This is a genomic window from Stenotrophomonas sp. SbOxS2 (genome assembly GCF_013416715.1).
GTDB lineage: Bacteria > Pseudomonadota > Gammaproteobacteria > Xanthomonadales > Xanthomonadaceae > Stenotrophomonas > Stenotrophomonas lactitubi.
This window is the reverse complement of sequence record NZ_JAAVXD010000009.1, coordinates 169,295-185,558: the sequence shown is the minus strand read 5'-3', so window position 1 is coordinate 185,558 and position 16,264 is coordinate 169,295. Positions and strand designations below refer to the sequence as shown.

Genomic DNA, 16,264 nt, shown 5'->3' with positions numbered 1-16,264 from the left:
GCCACAATCGGGGAAGTATATTCTTCCGTTCCTAGGTGATTTGCCTGATTTTAGGAATGCAGGCAGGATATTTTCCTCTGATTCATTCCTCAAGGTTGACGGCCATGACCACCCGCCCCCGCGAACTGGACAAGATCGACCGCAAGATCCTGCGCATCCTGCAGGGCGAAGGCCGCATTTCCTTCACCGAGCTGGGCGAACGGGTCGGTCTGTCGACCACCCCGTGCACCGAGCGCGTACGCCGGCTGGAGCGCGAAGCGGTGATCACCGGCTATCACGCCCACCTGGACCCATCGGCGCTGAAAGCCAGCCTGCTGGTGTTCGTGGAGATCAGCCTGGCCTACAAATCCGGTGACATCTTCGAGGAGTTCCGGCGGGCGGCGCTGAAGCTGCCCAACGTACTGGAATGCCATCTGGTGTCGGGCGATTTCGACTACCTGTTGAAGGCGCGGATCAGCGAGATGGCCTCCTATCGCAAGCTGCTTGGCAGCACCCTGCTGACCCTGCCGCATGTGCGTGAATCGAAGAGCTACATCGTGATGGAGGAGGTCAAGGAGACCTGGTCGCTGCCGATTCCCGACTGAATCGACCGGCGGCAGCGGGACCAGATCCCGTAGCACGGGCTCTGGCCCCTGGCTGCATCAGCGCTGCTGCGGGTTCTTCATGGAACCCTGTTGCGGATTCTTCTTCTGCTGCTCGTTCGGCTGCTGTTGCTGTTGCTGCTGGCGCTGCTGGTCCTGCGGTGTTTTGCCCTGCTGTTCCTTGCCGGGATGACGGTTCTGCTGGTTGGCCATGATCGTATTCCAAGGGGACGAGGGAAGCGCGACGGCGGGGATGCCGGCGCAGGTCCACCGTGGTCCTGGCGCGGTTAATCGCAGGCGAAAAACGGGTGATGCGGGGTGTGCAGGGCGGGGGCTGTTTTCCGGCGTTCATGTGGGTGGCGGGTTTCCTGCCAACGGCTGAGCCCCTCGTGGCTGGAGCCTGGTGCGGCGCTGCGCGTTGGCCGGGCGGGTGGGCTGTGCAGGGGGCGCCGTGAATACGTCCCTGCACAGCCCACCCGCCCGGCCTTGGACAGGTTCATGCGGGCACCAGCCACGGAAAAGAAAAAGAAAAAAGAGCGACAGCGGGTCGCTGCGCTCTCTATGGGTACGCGATCGGTTTGGGGCGCTGGGGTCAGCGCTTGATCTGCTGGCCGTCGCCGGTGGGTACGCTGTCGTAGTAGCGGCCGGTGCGCGAGTCGAATACGCGGTTGGGGCCGACCGGTTTGACGCCGGGAACGATGCGGCCGTTGCGGTCGTAGACCTTGTCCGGCAGTGCCGGTGCGGGCGTGGGGGTCACCTGGGCCGGGCCGGTCGAGCGGATCGGCTGGGCCGGCTGCGGCGAGGGCAGCACCTGCGGCTGCGGGCGCGATGCCTGCGGTGGCGGGGCTACACGCGGCGGTGCCAGCGTCGAGCTGCTGCGGGTGGCGGTCGGATTGCCGGTGGGCACCTGGGCCTGGGCAAGCAGAGGCAGCAGGGCCGTCAACAGTAGAACCAGGCGGGGTTTCATGGCGCGCTCCAGGGTGGACCCTATCCACCCTGCACCTGCCCCTGTGTGCCGGCCATGAACGGCCATCACACTTGCAAGCGCGTGCCGACACCCCCACGTCTGCGGCATCCCAGGCCACAACCCCACGGAGAGCCGGCATGAGCGCTTTCGATCTGACGCCCCCCACCGCCACGCAGACCGACGCCCTGGTCGCCGGGCTCAGCGCCGAGGAGCGCCGCGTGCTGCTGCAGCATGGCACCGAGGCACCCTTCTGCGGGGTGTTCCTCGACAACAAGCGTGAGGGCGTCTACTGCTGCCGGCTGTGCGCGCTGCCGCTGTTCCGCTCCAGCACCAAGTTCGATTCGGGCACCGGCTGGCCCAGTTTCTTCGCTCCGTTCGACCCGGCACATGTGCGCGAGATCCGCGACAGCAGCCACGGCATGGTGCGCACCGAGATCACCTGCGCCCGCTGCGGCAGCCATCTGGGCCATGTGTTCCCGGACGGTCCGCCGCCCACTTACGAGCGCCACTGCCTGAACTCGGTCTCACTTTCATTCACCGGCAACGGCGAGCCGTGGCCCGATCCGCTGCAGCGTGGCGGCGCGGAAGCCGGCGTGGCGGGCTGACACGCGCCGGAATGACCCGCTGACCGACTTCACAGAATTCCCTCTTCAGAAACACCGGTGTCAGGCCGACAAGGAGATATCCCCCCTCCTTGCGTCGCGCCATGCTCATCATCGTTGGATTCCTGGTCGTCATCATCAGCGTGCTGGGCGGCTACCTCGGCGCACACGGCCGCCTTGGGGCGCTGTGGCAGCCTTACGAACTGGTCATCATCGGCGGTGCCGCGCTGGGTGCGTTCCTGGTCGGCACCCCGGCCAAGACGGTCAAGCAGACGCTGCAGGCCATGGTCGGCGTGTTCAAGGGCCCGCGCTACAAGCAGCAGGACTACATCGATGTCCTCAGCCTGGTGTACGAACTGCTCAACAAGGCCCGCCGTGAAGGCTTCATGGCGCTGGAAGACCACGTCGAGCGTCCGGCCGAAAGCGCGCTGTTCGGCAACTACCCGAAGGTGCAGGCCGACCACCACCTGATCGACTTCATCACCGACTGCCTGCGCCTGATGATCGGCAGCAACATCGAGCCGCACGAGCTGGAGCCGCTGCTGGAGCTGGAGCTGGAAAAGCACCACGCCGAAGCGATGGCGCCGTCGCAGGTACTGACCAAGGTTGCCGACGGCCTGCCCGGTTTCGGCATCGTCGCGGCGGTGCTGGGCATCGTCATCACCATGGGCTCGATCGGCGGCGACATCGTCGAAGTGGGTGGCCATGTGGCCGGCGCGCTGGTCGGCACCTTCCTCGGCATCCTGCTGGGCTATGGCTTCGTCGGCCCGATGGCGTCGGCGATGGAAGCCCGCGCCGAGCAGGACAGCCGCATCTACGAGTCGGTGAAAACTGCCCTGCTGGCCTGCCTGCGCGGCTACAACCCGAAGATCGCGCTGGAGTTCGCCCGCAAGACGCTGCCGTCGAACGTGCGCCCGGCGTTCTCCGACTTCGAGCAGCACCTGAAGACGGTCAAGTAAGCCATGGCCGAGACCAAGCCCACCGTCATCGTCCGCCGGGTCAAGAAGGCCGGCCACGCCGCCCACCACGGCGGTTCGTGGAAGGTGGCCTATGCCGACTTCGTGACCGCGATGATGGCCTTCTTCCTGGTGCTGTGGCTGATGGCCAGCACCAGCAAGCCCGAGCGCGCGGCCATTTCCCAATACTTCCGCAACCCCAGCCCGCTGGTCGGCTCCAGCGCGACGCCTGCACCGGGCATGGCCGGACCGGGCGGCGCCAGCACTTCGATGATCAAGCTGGGCGGCGCCACCGACGTCTCGCGTGGCAACAGCAACGATCCCTTCCAGAACCAGCAGAAGGCGATACCGCAGCCGGTGGACGAACAGCAGCGCGACAAGCAGCAGCTGGAAGCGTTGATGAAGGAGCTGCAGGAGGCGATCAGCCGCAGCCAGGCGCTGGAACCGTTCAAGGACCAGCTGCTGCTGGACCTGACCCCGGAAGGCCTGCGCATCCAGATCGTGGACAAGCAGAACCGGCCGATGTTCGACCTCGGCAGCGCCACCCTGAAGCCGTACACGCAGCAGATCCTGCACGAGCTGGCCGAGTACCTGAACCACGTGCCGAACCGGATCAGCCTGACCGGCCACACCGACATCACCGCCTATTCGGCCGCACGCGGCTACGGCAACTGGGAACTGAGCGCCGACCGCGCCAATGCCGCGCGCCGCGCGTTGATCGATGGCGGCATGGACGACAGCAAGATCACCCGCGTGGTCGGCCTGTCTTCGTCGGTGCTGTTCGACAGGACCGATCCGCAGAACCCGATCAACCGCCGCATCAGCATCGTGGTGATGACCAAGGCCGCCGAAGAAGCCGCGCTGGCCGGCGCCGGACCGCAGGTGGGCCTGTCGGCGACCACCGTGGATCCGGACGTGCAGGCCGCGCAGGGGCCAGCAGGGGTCGGATCCCTTTCTGCAGGAAAGGGCTCTGACCGCTGACCGGTTTCCGCCGGGCATGGCCCGGCGCTACCGGATCCCAACGCCCAAAGGTAGCGCCGGGCCATGCCCGGCGAGCGCGCAGCGCGGCACCCAGTACAATGGCGGTCTTTCCGTTTCCAGGTGATCCCACCCCATGTCCCAGTCCTCCAAGGCCAAGCGCGACAAGCGCAAGAAGCACCAGGCCAAGCGCCCGTTCCTCCGTCTGAACGCCCAGCAGCAGGTGCAGAACCATGCCGTGCTGGTCAACGAGGACGGCCAGGCCGTGGCCGCCATCGGCCTGCAGGGCCGCGAGTGGCTGCTGGCCATCGGTGGCCAGACCATGGGCAACGCCGACAACCCGGTGCCGATGCTGGCCATGCTCAAGCACCTGTCCAACGTGCAGGAAGCCGAAGGCCGCAAGGTCACCCTGGAATATTCCGAGCTGATGCAGAAGCTGCTCGACACCCTGGCCGAAGAAGCAGGCCAGACCGCCGAGGAGTACCTGGACAAGCTGGTGGCCGAGTTCGCCAGCGAGCAGGCTGAAGACGCAGCCGCCGAAGGCGACGCTGCCGATGAAGCGGCTGCGGATACTGCCGACGCCGAGGCCGCTACGGCCGCCGACGCCGACGGCAAGCCGCAGGCCTGATCCGGCGGCGGCGGTGTCGGTCTACGTCGATGACGCGGTGCATCCCTGGCGCGGTCAGCGCTGGGCGCACCTGATGGCCGATACCCTGGCCGAGCTGCACGCGATGGCGGCGCAGCTCGGCATTCCCTCGCGGGCCTTCCAGAACAAGGCCAGCGGGGCGCATTACGATGTCACCGCCGAGCTGCGTGCGCAGGCGCTGGCGCTGGGCGCGGTGGCGATTTCCCGGCACGTGGATCGCGCGCAGGTGAAAGCGGTGATCGCCAATGCCAGGGCGCAGTACCGGCCGTAGGCGCGCCCAAGGAACACGAGGGCGCGATTGGCATGAACGCATCGCAATGCGCGCGGAACCTGCCGCGACACATTGGACACGATTCATCCAGCGCGGCGAGAAGCCGCCGGGCATGGCCCGGCGCTACCGGTGACTCTCAGAACGGGTCGCTGCCCAGCCGCACTTCCACGTTCAGCAGCGAGCACAGCGCCAGCAGGGCGTCGTCATCGCGGGTCAGCGCCATCCAGCCACTGAAGCCGTCGTTGCCGGCATCCACGCTCCACAGCGTGTAGTTGTGCTCGCGCAGGCGGTCGAAGGCGGTGCTCATCAGCTGCACGCCGTCCAGGTCTGCGGCGAAGTCCTCATCGTCCAGGTCGCCACCCCAGTCCAGCTGCAGGTTGAAGCGCGCTGACAGCTCGTTCACCGCCGACTGCAGCGAATCGAAGTCATCTCGTTCGACCTCGAAGCCGGACTGCCAGGCGATGGCGGTGAACAGCGCCGGCAGCCAATCGCTGTCGGCTTCCAGCGGCTGGCCGTCCTCGGACAGATGCTCGCGCCAGCGGTTGAACTGCTGCAGGGCCAGCTCTTCGTCGCCCGGATTGATCAGCACCAGCAGATTCCAGACCCGCGCCTCGAAGTCGTCCTCGTCGAAATCGTGGGCGTCTTCCTCGAAGTCGAAATAGTCGCTGTTGTCAGGCATGGCGGAACATCCTCGGGAGCAGGTGGGCATTCTACGGTTTATCCTGTACCGCTGAAGCCGGCCGTGGTGGCCGTCACTGTGAATGAAGCGATGAGCGATACCCCTCCCGACCACCTGGCGATCAACCCGGCCAGCCCCTTCCACGATGCGCAGGCCCTGGAGCGCGGCGTCGGCGTGCGCTTCAACGATGTCGAGCGCGACAACGTCGAGGAATACTCGGTCAGCGAAGGCTGGATCCGCGTGCAGGCCGGCAAGGCCCGCGACCGTCGCGGCAACCCGATGACCATCAAGGTCAAGGGCAAGGTCGAGGCTTACTTCCTGGAACAGAAGCCGGAAGCCTGACGGCTGCCTTGTAGAGCCGAGCCCACGCTCGGCTGCTGTCTGCTCAGGTGTCATGGCACCTGGACGGAAAGCTCAGCCGAGCGTGGGCTCGGCTCTACCCAACAGACCCATCACTCGCGCTTGCGCGATTCCAGCAAGTCCAGGTTGCGGATCAGCCGCCGCGCGATCTCGTCCGACACCACGCCGCGACGGGTCAGCCGGAACAGTTCCTCGCGCTCGGCATTGAGACCGGCGCTGCGCAGCTGACGGTAGCCCATCTCCATCCGGTTCACCTTTTCCGGATCCACATCGGGGTTGTCGCGGTCCAGATGCCGCTGATACAGCAGGCTCACCCGCGATGCGGCGTCGTTGTACAGCTGCACGTTCTCGGTGTTCTGGTTGAGCACCAGCTGCTGGCGCATGCGCTCCACGCCCGCCAACGCGGCCTTCGAGGACAGCTTGCGGGCCAGATCCTCTTCCTTGCGCTCACCCGAATCGGCCGGCAGCTGCAGGCCCTTCAACAGCTGCGGCAGCGCCACGCTGGCGCCGACCAGCGAGCACAGGATCACCGCGGCAGCCAGGAAGATCACCAGGTCGCGTGCCGGGAACGGGCTGCCATCGGGCAGGAACAACGGCAGCGTCAGCACGCCGGCCAAGGTGATCGCACCACGCACGCCCGCCACCGAGGTGGCCACCACGATGCGCCAGTTCGGTGCCTCGCCATGCTCCAGGCCGCGGCGTCGCGCGCGCAGCAGGTTCCAGCGCAGCGACAGCCACACCCACAGCAGGCGCAGCGCGATCAGCGTCGCGTTGATCACCAGCACGTACACCAGCAGCCACCACGCGCTCTGGTGGCCGCTCTCGTTCATGGTGGTGGTGGCGCGTTCGACGATGCCCGGCAACTGCTCGCCCAGCAGCACGAACATGATGCCGTTGAAGCTGAACTGCAGCATGTTCCAGACGCCGGCACGCTGCACACGCATGCTGCCGGAGACACGGCCGGTCATTTCCACGTAGCTCATGGAGATGCCCGCTGCGACCGCAGCGAGGATGCCCGAGGCGTTGATCTCTTCAGCCAGCAGGTACGCCGCGAACGGGATCAGCAGGTTGACCAGCATCGCCGCGCCCGGCTCTTCGCCGAAGCGGCGCCACAGCCAGCGCTGGAACGTGGACACGCCGAGGGTGACCGCCACGCCGACGGCCAGGCCGGCCACCGCCACCCACAGGAAGGTCAGCGAGGCGGTCGCCAACGAGAAGGTGCCGGTCATCACCGCCGCCACCGCGAAGCGGAAGCAGACCAGGCCGGAGGCATCGTTGAGCAGCGACTCGCCTTCGAGGATGTGCATCAGGCGCTTGGGGATCGGCGCCTTCGAAGCGATTGCACCAACCGCCACCGGGTCGGTCGGCGACACGATCGCGGCCAACGCGAAGCACACCGCCAGCGGCATCACCGGAATCATCCAGTGGATCAGCAGGCCCGCGCCGATCACGGTGAACACCACCAGCCCGAACGCCAGCTCGAGGATCGCGCCCTTGTCGCGGAACAGGCCCTGTTTGGGAATGCGCCAGCCATCGAGGAACAACAGTGGCGGCAGGAACAGCAGGAAGAACACTTCCGGTTCCAGCGCGTGGCCGCGGTTGAATACCCCGGCGATTACCGCACCGAGGCCGATCTGCACCAGCGGCAGCGGCAACGAGAATGGCAGGACGCGAACCAGGTAACCGCTGGCGACAACGGCCACCAGCATCGCCAGGACGACTTCGATGGTGTGCATGCTTCTTCCACAGGAGCGGCGCGTGGGGCCGGAAAAACCGGAGTGCGCCGGGGGACGGGAAAAAACTTAACACAGCAGGCCGCCACTGCGGCCAGCCATCTGAATGCGCGTCAGGACCGCGACAGCAAGCGCCGCTCGAGCCACGCCAGCGTGTCCCGCTGCATGTCCGCGGACAACGCATGACCGACCGGGTAGCCACGCAGCTGATGGGCCACGCCCAGTGCCTGCAACCGGTGCGATGCGGCTTCGGCCAGGGTGTAGGGCAGCTTGTCGTCGTCGTAGCCGTGCACCACCAGCGCGTCCAGCCCGGCCTGGCCCACATCAGCCGGGATGCTCGGCGCGATTTCCGGCAGGATGCGCCCGCACAGGATCGCGAAGGATGTCACCCGCTGCGGCTGGGTCAGGGCGACGCTGGCGGCCATGATGCCGCCCTGGCTGAAGCCGGCCAGCGCAGTCTGCCGCGCATCCAGTCCCAGCCGCTGCTGTTGGCCAGCCAGCCAATCCGCCAGCAGCAGGCGCGAAGTCTCGGCCTGCGCCGGATCGATCACCGGCCCCTGCGCATCGAAGCGCACCGTGAACCAGCCGAACGCCTGTGGCCCGAAGACCACAGGACCGCGCGGCAGCAGCACGTGCAGGCGCGGGTCGATGGCCGAGGCCAGCGGAAGCAGCGACTGCTCATTGCTGCCCACCCCGTGCAACAGCACCACCAGGCCCTGCGCCGGTCCTTGCGCAGGGCGCTCCAGCACCGGTTGCAGCAGCGGGTTCACGCCGCATCCTGAGCGCGATCGGCGCCATCGAAGCGGTACAGGTCCATCGCCAGGAAGCCGGCATCGATACCGGCATCGATGCGCTTGGCACCAAAGCCGCCCTCGCCCGCCGCGCCCATCGCGAAGTACAACGGCAGCAGATGCTCGTCGGTGGGGTGCGCACGCTCCGCAAACGGTGCCTGTCGACGGTAATCGAACAGGGCATCGCGGTCATTGGCCGCCAGCCGCTGCTCCACCCAGTCGATGAAGGGACGCACGTAAGGCGCTTCCTTGCCGTCGTGGTAGTTGCCCCAGTCGTGCAGGTTGTGGGTGATGCTGCCCGAGCCGATCAACAGCACACCCTGTTCGCGCAGCGGCGCCAGTGCGCGGCCCAGCGCGAACTGATGCTGCGGGCCCAGCATCGGCTGGATCGACACCGGTACCACCGGGATGTCGGCCTGCGGGTGCAGCAGGCGCAGCGGCACCCACGCGCCGTGGTCAAGGCCACGTTGCGGATCGAGTGCCACCGGCAGGCCGGCGGCGGCGATGCGACCCGCCACGTCTTCGGCCAACACCGGATCACCGGGCGCCGGGTACTGCAGTTCGAACAGTTCGCGTGGGAAGCCCCCGAAATCGTGGATGGTGGGCGGGTGTGGATGGCTGCCGACCAGCGGCTGCCGGGCCAGCCAATGCGCCGAGGCGATGACGATCGCACGCGGTGCCGGCAGGTCGCGGGCCAGCTCGGCCAGGCGCACGCCGACCTGGCCCGGATGCAGGGCGGTCATCGGCGAGCCGTGGGAGATGTACAGCGAAGGCAGGCGGGACATGATCTTCTCCAATGACAGGAACAGGCAGCGGGCCGGATGACGATCAGCGCGAACGCAGGGTCCAGCGGCCATCGCCAAGCAGGAACAGCACCACCAGGGCCAGCGCCCAGAACGCCGGATATTCCCAACCACCGCCCGCGTTGGCGAAGCTGAAACCGTTGGCGCCGTGCACGGTCACGATGGTGCCCAGCAGCAGCGGCACACCGAGCAGGCCGATCCAGCGCGCGTAGATGCCGAGCAGCAGCGCTGCGGAAATCGTCAGCTCAACGGCGATGGTGAGGTAGCCCAGGACGCCGGGCAGGCCCAGCGATTCGAAGAAGGCAGCGGTACCGGCGGGGGTGAACACCAGCAGCTTGGTCAGCGCATGGACCAGGAACAGCACGCCCAGGGCCAGCCGCAGCAGGGTCGCGGCATACGGGGCAAGCGGGGACAGGGGAGTGGCGGTAGCGTTCATGGGGCACCTCGGTGGGGACAGGGCACAGGTTATTGCGCTCTTCCCCACCGATAAATACGATGAATCGACCGTATTTATTTCAAAAGGCGCAACAATGGACACCCTGGATGCCATGCGCGTGTTCGTCGCGGTGGTCGAACGCAACGGCTTCAGCGCTGCCGCACAGGCGCTGGACATGTCCACGGCCGGGGTCACCCGCCAGGTCGCCGCGCTGGAAAAACGCCTGTCCACCCGCCTGCTCCACCGCACCACCCGCCGGGTCAGCCCGACCAGTGCCGGCGCCGCCTATTACGCGCAGTGCGTGCGCCTGCTGGCCGAGTTCGATGCGCTGGAGGCCAGCATCGGCGCACAGGCGCTGGAGCCGTCCGGCATGCTGCGCATCAATGCGCCGGTCAGTTGGGGGATCGCCCGCCTCGGTCCCTTGCTGGCTGGCTACCGCGAGCGTTTCCCGCAGGTCGAACTGGACCTGGCGCTGTCCGACCGCCTGGTGGACATGGTCGAAGAAGGCTACGACGTGGCCATCCGCATCACCCGAGAACCCAGCCCCACCCTGATCGCACGGCGCCTGGGCCAATCGCGGATCAGCCTGTGCGCCGCACCGGCCTACCTGGCCGCACACGGAACACCACAGGCACCGGAGGATCTGCAGACGCACACCTGCCTCGGCTACAGCTACTGGGCAGCCGGCGACCACTGGCCACTGCAGGGACCCGGCGGCGAAGTAAAGGCGGCAGTGACAACCCTGCTGCGCGCCAACAACGGCGACGTCCTGCGCGAAGCCGCGATTGCCGGCATGGGCGTGATCCTGCAGCCGGACTTCCTGTTGCACGAGGCCCTCGCCGATGGCCGCCTGGTGCGCATCCTGCCGGAATGGGAGGCCGCGCCGATCGGCATCTTCGCCGTCTACACCAGCCGCAGCCATCTCGCGCCAAAGGTGCGCAGCTTCATCGATTACCTGGTGGAAACCGGGGTGTGAGGGCGCTACCAGAGGCGCGCCTGACACGGTAGCGCCGGGCCACGCCCGGCGAGCACGACGCGCGGCCTAGGCAACAACCTCATCCAGCTGCGCGATGATCTTCTCCAGGGGTGCCGGCCGCCCCAGCAGGTAACCCTGCACCTGGTCGCAGCCATGCGCGGCCAGCCAGTCCAGCTGCCCCGGCGTTTCCACGCCCTCGGCGATGATCGTCAGCCCCATGCTGTGGCCCAGCGACAGCAGCGCCCGGCAGATCGACGCGTTGCGCGGATTGGTCTCCACGTCGGCGACGAAGCTGCGATCGATCTTGAGGATGTCCAGCGGCAGGTGCTGCAGATAGGACATGCTCGAGTAGCCGGTACCGAAATCGTCCAGCGACACGCTGATGCCCTGCTCGTGCAGGCGCTGCATGGTCTGCATCGCCTGCGCCGGCTTGCGCATCAGGCTGCTCTCGGTCAGCTCCACATGCAGTGCACCGCGGGCCAGGCCGAAATCCTGCTGCGCGCGGGCGAACTCGGCCACCAGATCGCTGTTGAAGAACTGAACCGCCGACACGTTGACCGCGATCGACAGCTCGCCCCAGCCGGCTTCGACCAGACGCCGCTGCGCCTGTGCCGCCGCGCGGATCACCCAGCGTCCCAACGCCAGGATCAGGCCGGTGTCCTCGCACAACTGGATGAACTCGCTGGGCGGGATGAAACTGCCGTCGGCCTGCGGCCAGCGCAGCAGGGCCTCCAGTGACGCCGGGCTGCCATCGCTGGCGTGCCGGATCGGCTGGAAGTACAGCTGGAACTCGTTGTCGATGGCCGCGTGGATGCGACCGGCCAGGCGCAGGCGATCGGCCAGGCGGGTGGTCACCGCCGCATCGAACCAGGCCACCACGTTGCCTTCGGCGCGGGCCGCGTGCGCCGCCTGCGCGGCCATGCCGATCGCCTGTTCCGCACTGTGCCCTGCATCGGCGTCATGCACCGCCACACCAATGCGGGGTTCGAACTGGTGCAGCGAATCCTGTCCGCGCATCGGTGCCGAGACGATCTGCAGCAGATCGTCCAGCACGCGCTGGGTGTTGTGTTCCGGCGCGATCGCCAGCACGAAGTCTTCTGCCGGCTGGAACGCCAGCAGGCCGAAGCGCGCGCCCAGCCCGCCCAGGCGCGAGGCCATCGACTGCAGAACCGCATCGCCGATCTCGCGGCCCAGCGTATCGGCCACCAGCTGCAGGCCGCGCAGCTGTACATAGGCGATGGTGTAGGCGCCGGACTGCTCGTCCAGCTGTTCGCTCAGCGCGCGCACGTTGAGCAGGCCCGTGGCCGGATTGTGCCGCGCGTGATAGGCCAGTTCGCGCTCGTAGGCCAGGCGTTCGCTGACATCCTCGGCCAGCACCAGGCATGCGGGCTGGCCATCGAAATCCAGCTGCGACAGGTGCACGCGCACTTCAAACACCGTGCCATCCTTGCGCTGGTGCAGGCGCACCGCAGCGTCCTGCAGTTCACCACTGCGCACCTGCGCGATGGCGCCCTTGACCTCGTCCCAACCCTCGCGCGGGCGGATGTCGAGGATGCTCATCGCCAGGAATTCATCGCGGCTGTAGCCGTACTGCTGCACGGCCGCCTCGTTGACCTCGATGAAGCGCAATGTGTCCGGATCGAACACCCAGAACGGCGCGGGGTTGCGATCGAACAGCAGGCGGAAGCGGCGCTCGACCTGGCGCATCTGCTCGCGCGCCTGGTAGCGCTCGCTGAGGTCGGTCAGTGCACCGATCATGCGCCGCTGCCGATCGGCCACCGCCACCCGCTGGCCGCGCGCGGCCACCCAGCGCACGGCACCGCCGGGCAGCACCAGGCGGAATTCTTCGTCGAGTACCGCGGTGCCGGCGAAGGCCTGGTCGAAGGCCTGCTGCATGCGTGCGCTGTCATCGTGGTGCACGCGGGCGAAGAAATCGGCCACCGGCAGCGCATCGGTCTGCACACCGAAGATCTCACGCGCCAGCGGTGACCAGCGCAGCAGCGCAGCGTCTTCGTCGACATACCAGGTACATACGCGGCCCACCTGATGGGCCAGGCGCAGCTCGGCGTGGCCGGTCCGCAGCTCTTCGGCCATCGACTGCTGCCGGCAAGTGCTGCGGCGCACCGCATACAGCAGCACCACCAGCACTCCGACGTAGGCCAGCACGATGGCGATCGCCGCCTGCAGGTACGGCCACCATGGCTTCAGCACATCTTCGTCGGCCAGACCGACCTGCACCGCCAGCGGGCTGCGTTCGAGGGTACTGATGGTGGAGATGCGCGGTATCTGGTCCACCGCGCCGGGAATGCTGCCCAGTTCAACCACTGCCTGCCGGCCCAGCAGCGTGCGTGCCGGCAACAGGTAGCGGCGGCCGACGGTGCCATCCGGATCGGGCACGCGGGCCAGCATGTAGCCATCGGCATCGCTGATCGAGGCCAGGCCGCTCGGTCCCACATCCAGACCGCCCACAATCCGCTGCAGTTCGCCGCAGCGCAGCCGCGCCAGCAGCCAGCGATCACCCTCCATCGGCAGCGCCAGCGGCACCACCCAGCCGCCGTCGTTGGCACGCTGCGGCGGGCCGATGTACAGCGCACTTCCCTGGCCTCGTCGCTGCGGATCGGTCCACAGCGGCAGCTGCAGGTCGCCCTTGCCGGCCGTCAGGGCGCGCCCGTAGGTATCGAGCACGACAATGCTGTGCAGTTCGGCGTGCCGGCCCAGCACGCCGGCGATGGCAGCGTCCAGCAGCGCGGGCGCCTGCGCAGGCACCGTGCGGAACAGCTCGGCCGCATCGGCGGCGATGCCGCCCATCGCCCGCTCCAGGTTGCGCAGCTCCAATGCCAGCAGGCGCTCGCTGCCTATCGCCAGCGCCCGGCTCTGCCGCTGCGCGGCTTCCAGCCGGCGCTGGTAATCGTTGGCCAGCATTGCGGCCAGGCCGAGCGCCAGCAGCACGCCCAGCACCACGCCGCCCCAGGTAATGGCACGCAACGGCCGGGCCAGCGCGTGTCTCAGCGCCGGCATCGGTCGGTCTTCCCTGTGCAGTCGGCTGGCTTCATGCGCGAACGATTCCTCCACATCCCCGACCTCAACGGCCGGCGGACGCCATTCTTGACGCCTCAACCTGTCCTGCATGCGCCCTCCCCCGGGTGCTGCAGACATCCAGCCCGCAGCATGCACCACGCCGATGACCGCGTGAAGGTCGCTGCTGCGTGTTCAGCCAGATCACGCACAGTGCTGGCCCTGCCGGGCACGTCCAGCCGGCCCGCAGCGGATTAGACTTGGAGTTTTCCGCCGCAAGAGAAGTCCATGTCCAAGCTGCGCCGCCCCACCCTGGCACTGGCCATCGTTGCCAGCCTGTCCCTGGCCGCCTGCGACCGCCCGGCCGATCCGGCCGCCGGCACCGCCGCACCGGCCGAGGCGACACCCGCTGCCGCCAAGCCGATGCTGGGCAGCTTTGGTTTCGATGCCAGTGGCATGGACCGCAGCGTCGCCGCCGGTGACGACTTCTTCGGCTTCGCCAACGGCAGCTGGGTGAAGAACACCGAGATCCCGGCGGACCGCTCGCGCTTCGGCAGCTTCAACGTGATCGCCGAGAAGACCCAGGCCGATACCCGCGCGATCCTGGAAGGCGCTGCCGGCAACGCCCAGGCCAGCGGCGAAGACAAGCTGATCGGCGACTACTACGCCGCCTACATGGACGAGGCCGGCATCGAACAGCGCGGCCTGGCGCCGGTGCAGCCGCAGCTGAAGAACATCGATGCGATCGCCGACAAGGCCGGCCTGGCCCGCGCCCTCGGCGGCGACGTACGCGCCGATGTCGACCTGCTCAATGCCACCAACTTCTACACCGACCGCCTGTTCGGCCTCTGGGTCTCGGTGGACCTGCTGCAGCCCGACCGCACTGCGCCGTACCTGGTGCAGGGCGGCCTGGGCATGCCGGACCGCGATTTCTACCTGGGGGGTGGCCGCATGGCCGAACTGCGCAAGCAGTACCAGGCCTACATCGCGCAGGTGCTGCAGCTGGCCGGCGTGGCCGACCCGGCCGGCAAGGCGCAGCGCATCCTCGCCCTGGAAACGAAGATCGCGCAGGCGCATGCCACCCAGGAAGAAACCAACGACGTGACCAAGGGTGCCAACCCCTGGACCCAGGCCGACTTCAACGCCAAGGCGCCGGGCATGGACTGGGCCGCGTTCCTGGACGCAGCCGCACTCGGCAAGCAGCAGGACTTCATCGTGTGGCAGCCGAAGGCCGTGGCCGGCCTCTCCAAGCTGGTGGCCACCGAGCCGCTGGATGCCTGGAAGGACTACATGACCTTCCACGCGCTGGACCGTGCCGCCGCCTATCTGCCGAAGAAGTTCGCAGATGCGCGCTTCGCCTTCCATGGCACCGCGCTGAGCGGTACGCCGCAGCAGAGCGATCGCTGGAAGCGTGCGGTGGATGACGCCAACCATGCCGTCGGCGAGGCCATCGGCAAGCGCTACGTCGAAAAGCACTTCGATGCCAAGACCAAGGAACGTGCCGACGAGATGGCGAAGAACATCATCGCCGCCTTCGCCAAGCGCATCGATGCACTGGCCTGGATGTCACCGCAGACCAAGGCCAGCGCCAAGGCCAAGGTGGCTGGCCTGACCGTGGGCATGGGCTATCCGGACAAGTGGCGCGACTACAGCGGCCTGGAAATCCATCGTGATGATCCGCTGGGCAATGCACAGCGCGCCGAACTGTTCGAGTACCAGCGCAACATCGCCAAGCTGGGCAAGCCGGTCGACCACAGCGAGTGGGCGATGCTGCCGCAGACCATCAATGCGATGAACGTGCCGCTGGAAAACCGCCTGGTGTTCCCGGCGGCGATCCTGCAGCCGCCGTTCTTCGACGGCGCCGCCGACGACGCGGTGAACTACGGTGCGATCGGCGCGGTGATCGGCCATGAGATCAGCCACGGCTTCGATAATGCGGGCGCGCTGTTTGACGACACCGGCAAGCTGCACAACTGGTGGACGGCCGAAGACCTCAAGCAGTTCAACGCTGCCGGTGATGCGCTGGCCGCGCAGTTCAGCAGCTACGAGCCGTTCCCGGGCGTACATGTCAACGGCAAGCTGACGTTGGGGGAGAACATCGCCGACGTCGCCGGCCTGGGCACTGCTTACGACGCCTACCAGCTGTCGCTGCAGGGCAAGCCGGGCCAGACCCTGGAAGGTTTCACCCCCGACCAGCGCTTCTTCCTCGGCTTCGCCCAGGCCTGGCGCAGCAAGAGCCGCGAGCAGGCGCTGCGCAATTCGCTGCTGACCGACGTGCATGCACCGGGCCAGTTCCGCGCGCTGACGGTGCGCAACATCGACGCCTGGTACCCGGCGTTCGACGTGAAGGAAGGCCAGAAGCTGTACCTGGCCCCGGACAAGCGGGTCAAGGTCTGGTGATGTAACGCGAACGGGCGCCGAAAGGCGCCCGTTTCGTTTCCATGGGTAGACGCCAACCTTGGTTGGCGCT

General features: G+C 67.4%; 17 protein-coding genes. 9 read left to right on the top strand and 8 right to left on the bottom strand.

Features of this window, described 5'->3' with window-relative positions; translation table 11 throughout:
- Positions 1-104: 104 nt before the first annotated feature.
- The gene (locus tag HFK18_RS21290; RefSeq protein ID WP_089241164.1) at positions 105-584 is read left to right on the top strand and encodes an Lrp/AsnC ligand binding domain-containing protein; all 480 of its coding nucleotides are present in this window, start codon (positions 105-107) and stop codon (positions 582-584) included.
- A gap of 57 nt (positions 585-641) precedes the next feature.
- Here HFK18_RS21290 and HFK18_RS21285 read toward each other — a convergent pair whose 3' ends face one another.
- Together HFK18_RS21285 and HFK18_RS21280 are read right to left on the bottom strand one after the other, a co-directional pair.
- Positions 642-794, bottom strand: a complete 153-nt coding sequence (locus HFK18_RS21285; protein ID WP_089238441.1) for a lana protein — start codon at positions 792-794, stop codon at positions 642-644.
- A 379-nt stretch (positions 795-1,173) separates the two neighbouring features.
- On the bottom strand, positions 1,174-1,548 hold the full coding sequence (locus HFK18_RS21280) for a classical arabinogalactan protein 4 (protein WP_180167769.1): 375 nt from the start codon (positions 1,546-1,548) through the stop codon (positions 1,174-1,176).
- 137 nt (positions 1,549-1,685) lie between these two features.
- Between HFK18_RS21280 and msrB the strand changes: the two genes are divergently transcribed.
- The 5 genes from msrB (at position 1,686) to HFK18_RS21255 (ending at position 5,001) form a co-directional block, all read left to right on the top strand.
- The gene (gene msrB / locus HFK18_RS21275) at positions 1,686-2,153 is read left to right on the top strand and encodes a peptide-methionine (R)-S-oxide reductase MsrB (protein WP_088099857.1); all 468 of its coding nucleotides are present in this window, start codon (positions 1,686-1,688) and stop codon (positions 2,151-2,153) included.
- Positions 2,154-2,254: 101 nt separating this feature from the next.
- Positions 2,255-3,109, top strand: a complete 855-nt coding sequence (gene motA, locus HFK18_RS21270) for a flagellar motor stator protein MotA (RefSeq protein ID WP_012509934.1) — start codon at positions 2,255-2,257, stop codon at positions 3,107-3,109.
- Between the two features lie 3 nt (positions 3,110-3,112).
- Positions 3,113-4,087, top strand: a complete 975-nt coding sequence (gene motB, locus HFK18_RS21265) for a flagellar motor protein MotB (RefSeq protein ID WP_180167768.1) — start codon at positions 3,113-3,115, stop codon at positions 4,085-4,087.
- Between the two features lie 133 nt (positions 4,088-4,220).
- Positions 4,221-4,712 (top strand): hypothetical protein, encoded by a 492-nt coding sequence (locus HFK18_RS21260; RefSeq protein WP_180167767.1) that lies wholly within the window; start codon positions 4,221-4,223, stop codon positions 4,710-4,712.
- Between the two features lie 13 nt (positions 4,713-4,725).
- The gene (locus HFK18_RS21255; RefSeq protein ID WP_180167766.1) at positions 4,726-5,001 is read left to right on the top strand and encodes a DUF4031 domain-containing protein; all 276 of its coding nucleotides are present in this window, start codon (positions 4,726-4,728) and stop codon (positions 4,999-5,001) included.
- A gap of 136 nt (positions 5,002-5,137) precedes the next feature.
- On the opposite strand, the gene HFK18_RS21250 is transcribed toward HFK18_RS21255, so the two are convergent.
- Positions 5,138-5,680: a hypothetical protein gene (locus HFK18_RS21250; RefSeq protein WP_025878402.1), complete on the bottom strand. Its 543-nt coding sequence runs from the start codon at positions 5,678-5,680 to the stop codon at positions 5,138-5,140.
- A gap of 90 nt (positions 5,681-5,770) precedes the next feature.
- On the opposite strand from HFK18_RS21250, the gene HFK18_RS21245 reads away from it, so the two are divergent.
- A complete protein-coding gene (locus HFK18_RS21245; RefSeq protein WP_049466119.1) occupies positions 5,771-6,022 on the top strand; it encodes a DUF3297 family protein in 252 nt (83 codons plus the stop codon).
- A 110-nt stretch (positions 6,023-6,132) separates the two neighbouring features.
- Here the strand turns inward: HFK18_RS21245 and HFK18_RS21240 are convergent, their stop codons facing one another.
- From HFK18_RS21240 to HFK18_RS21225, 4 genes are all read right to left on the bottom strand, one after another.
- Positions 6,133-7,776 (bottom strand): Na+/H+ antiporter, encoded by a 1,644-nt coding sequence (locus HFK18_RS21240; RefSeq protein ID WP_099821572.1) that lies wholly within the window; start codon positions 7,774-7,776, stop codon positions 6,133-6,135.
- A 110-nt stretch (positions 7,777-7,886) separates the two neighbouring features.
- Positions 7,887-8,543, bottom strand: coding sequence for an alpha/beta fold hydrolase (locus tag HFK18_RS21235; RefSeq protein ID WP_180167765.1), 657 nt, complete (start codon positions 8,541-8,543; stop codon positions 7,887-7,889).
- Positions 8,540-9,349 carry a class III extradiol ring-cleavage dioxygenase gene (locus HFK18_RS21230; RefSeq protein ID WP_180167764.1) on the bottom strand — a complete coding sequence of 270 codons (810 nt, stop codon included), beginning with the start codon at positions 9,347-9,349 and terminating at the stop codon, positions 8,540-8,542. Before HFK18_RS21230 ends, HFK18_RS21235 begins: the two co-directional genes overlap by 4 nt.
- Positions 9,350-9,392: 43 nt before the next feature.
- A complete protein-coding gene (locus tag HFK18_RS21225; RefSeq protein ID WP_180167763.1) occupies positions 9,393-9,803 on the bottom strand; it encodes a DoxX family protein in 411 nt (136 codons plus the stop codon).
- A gap of 94 nt (positions 9,804-9,897) precedes the next feature.
- On the opposite strand from HFK18_RS21225, the gene HFK18_RS21220 reads away from it, so the two are divergent.
- Positions 9,898-10,779, top strand: coding sequence for a LysR family transcriptional regulator (locus tag HFK18_RS21220; RefSeq protein ID WP_180167762.1), 882 nt, complete (start codon positions 9,898-9,900; stop codon positions 10,777-10,779).
- 66 nt (positions 10,780-10,845) lie between these two features.
- Here the strand turns inward: HFK18_RS21220 and HFK18_RS21215 are convergent, their stop codons facing one another.
- Positions 10,846-13,908: an EAL domain-containing protein gene (locus HFK18_RS21215; protein ID WP_180167761.1), complete on the bottom strand. Its 3,063-nt coding sequence runs from the start codon at positions 13,906-13,908 to the stop codon at positions 10,846-10,848.
- A gap of 174 nt (positions 13,909-14,082) precedes the next feature.
- Between HFK18_RS21215 and HFK18_RS21210 the strand changes: the two genes are divergently transcribed.
- A complete protein-coding gene (locus HFK18_RS21210) occupies positions 14,083-16,194 on the top strand; it encodes a M13 family metallopeptidase (protein ID WP_180167760.1) in 2,112 nt (703 codons plus the stop codon).
- Positions 16,195-16,264 lie beyond the last annotated feature (70 nt).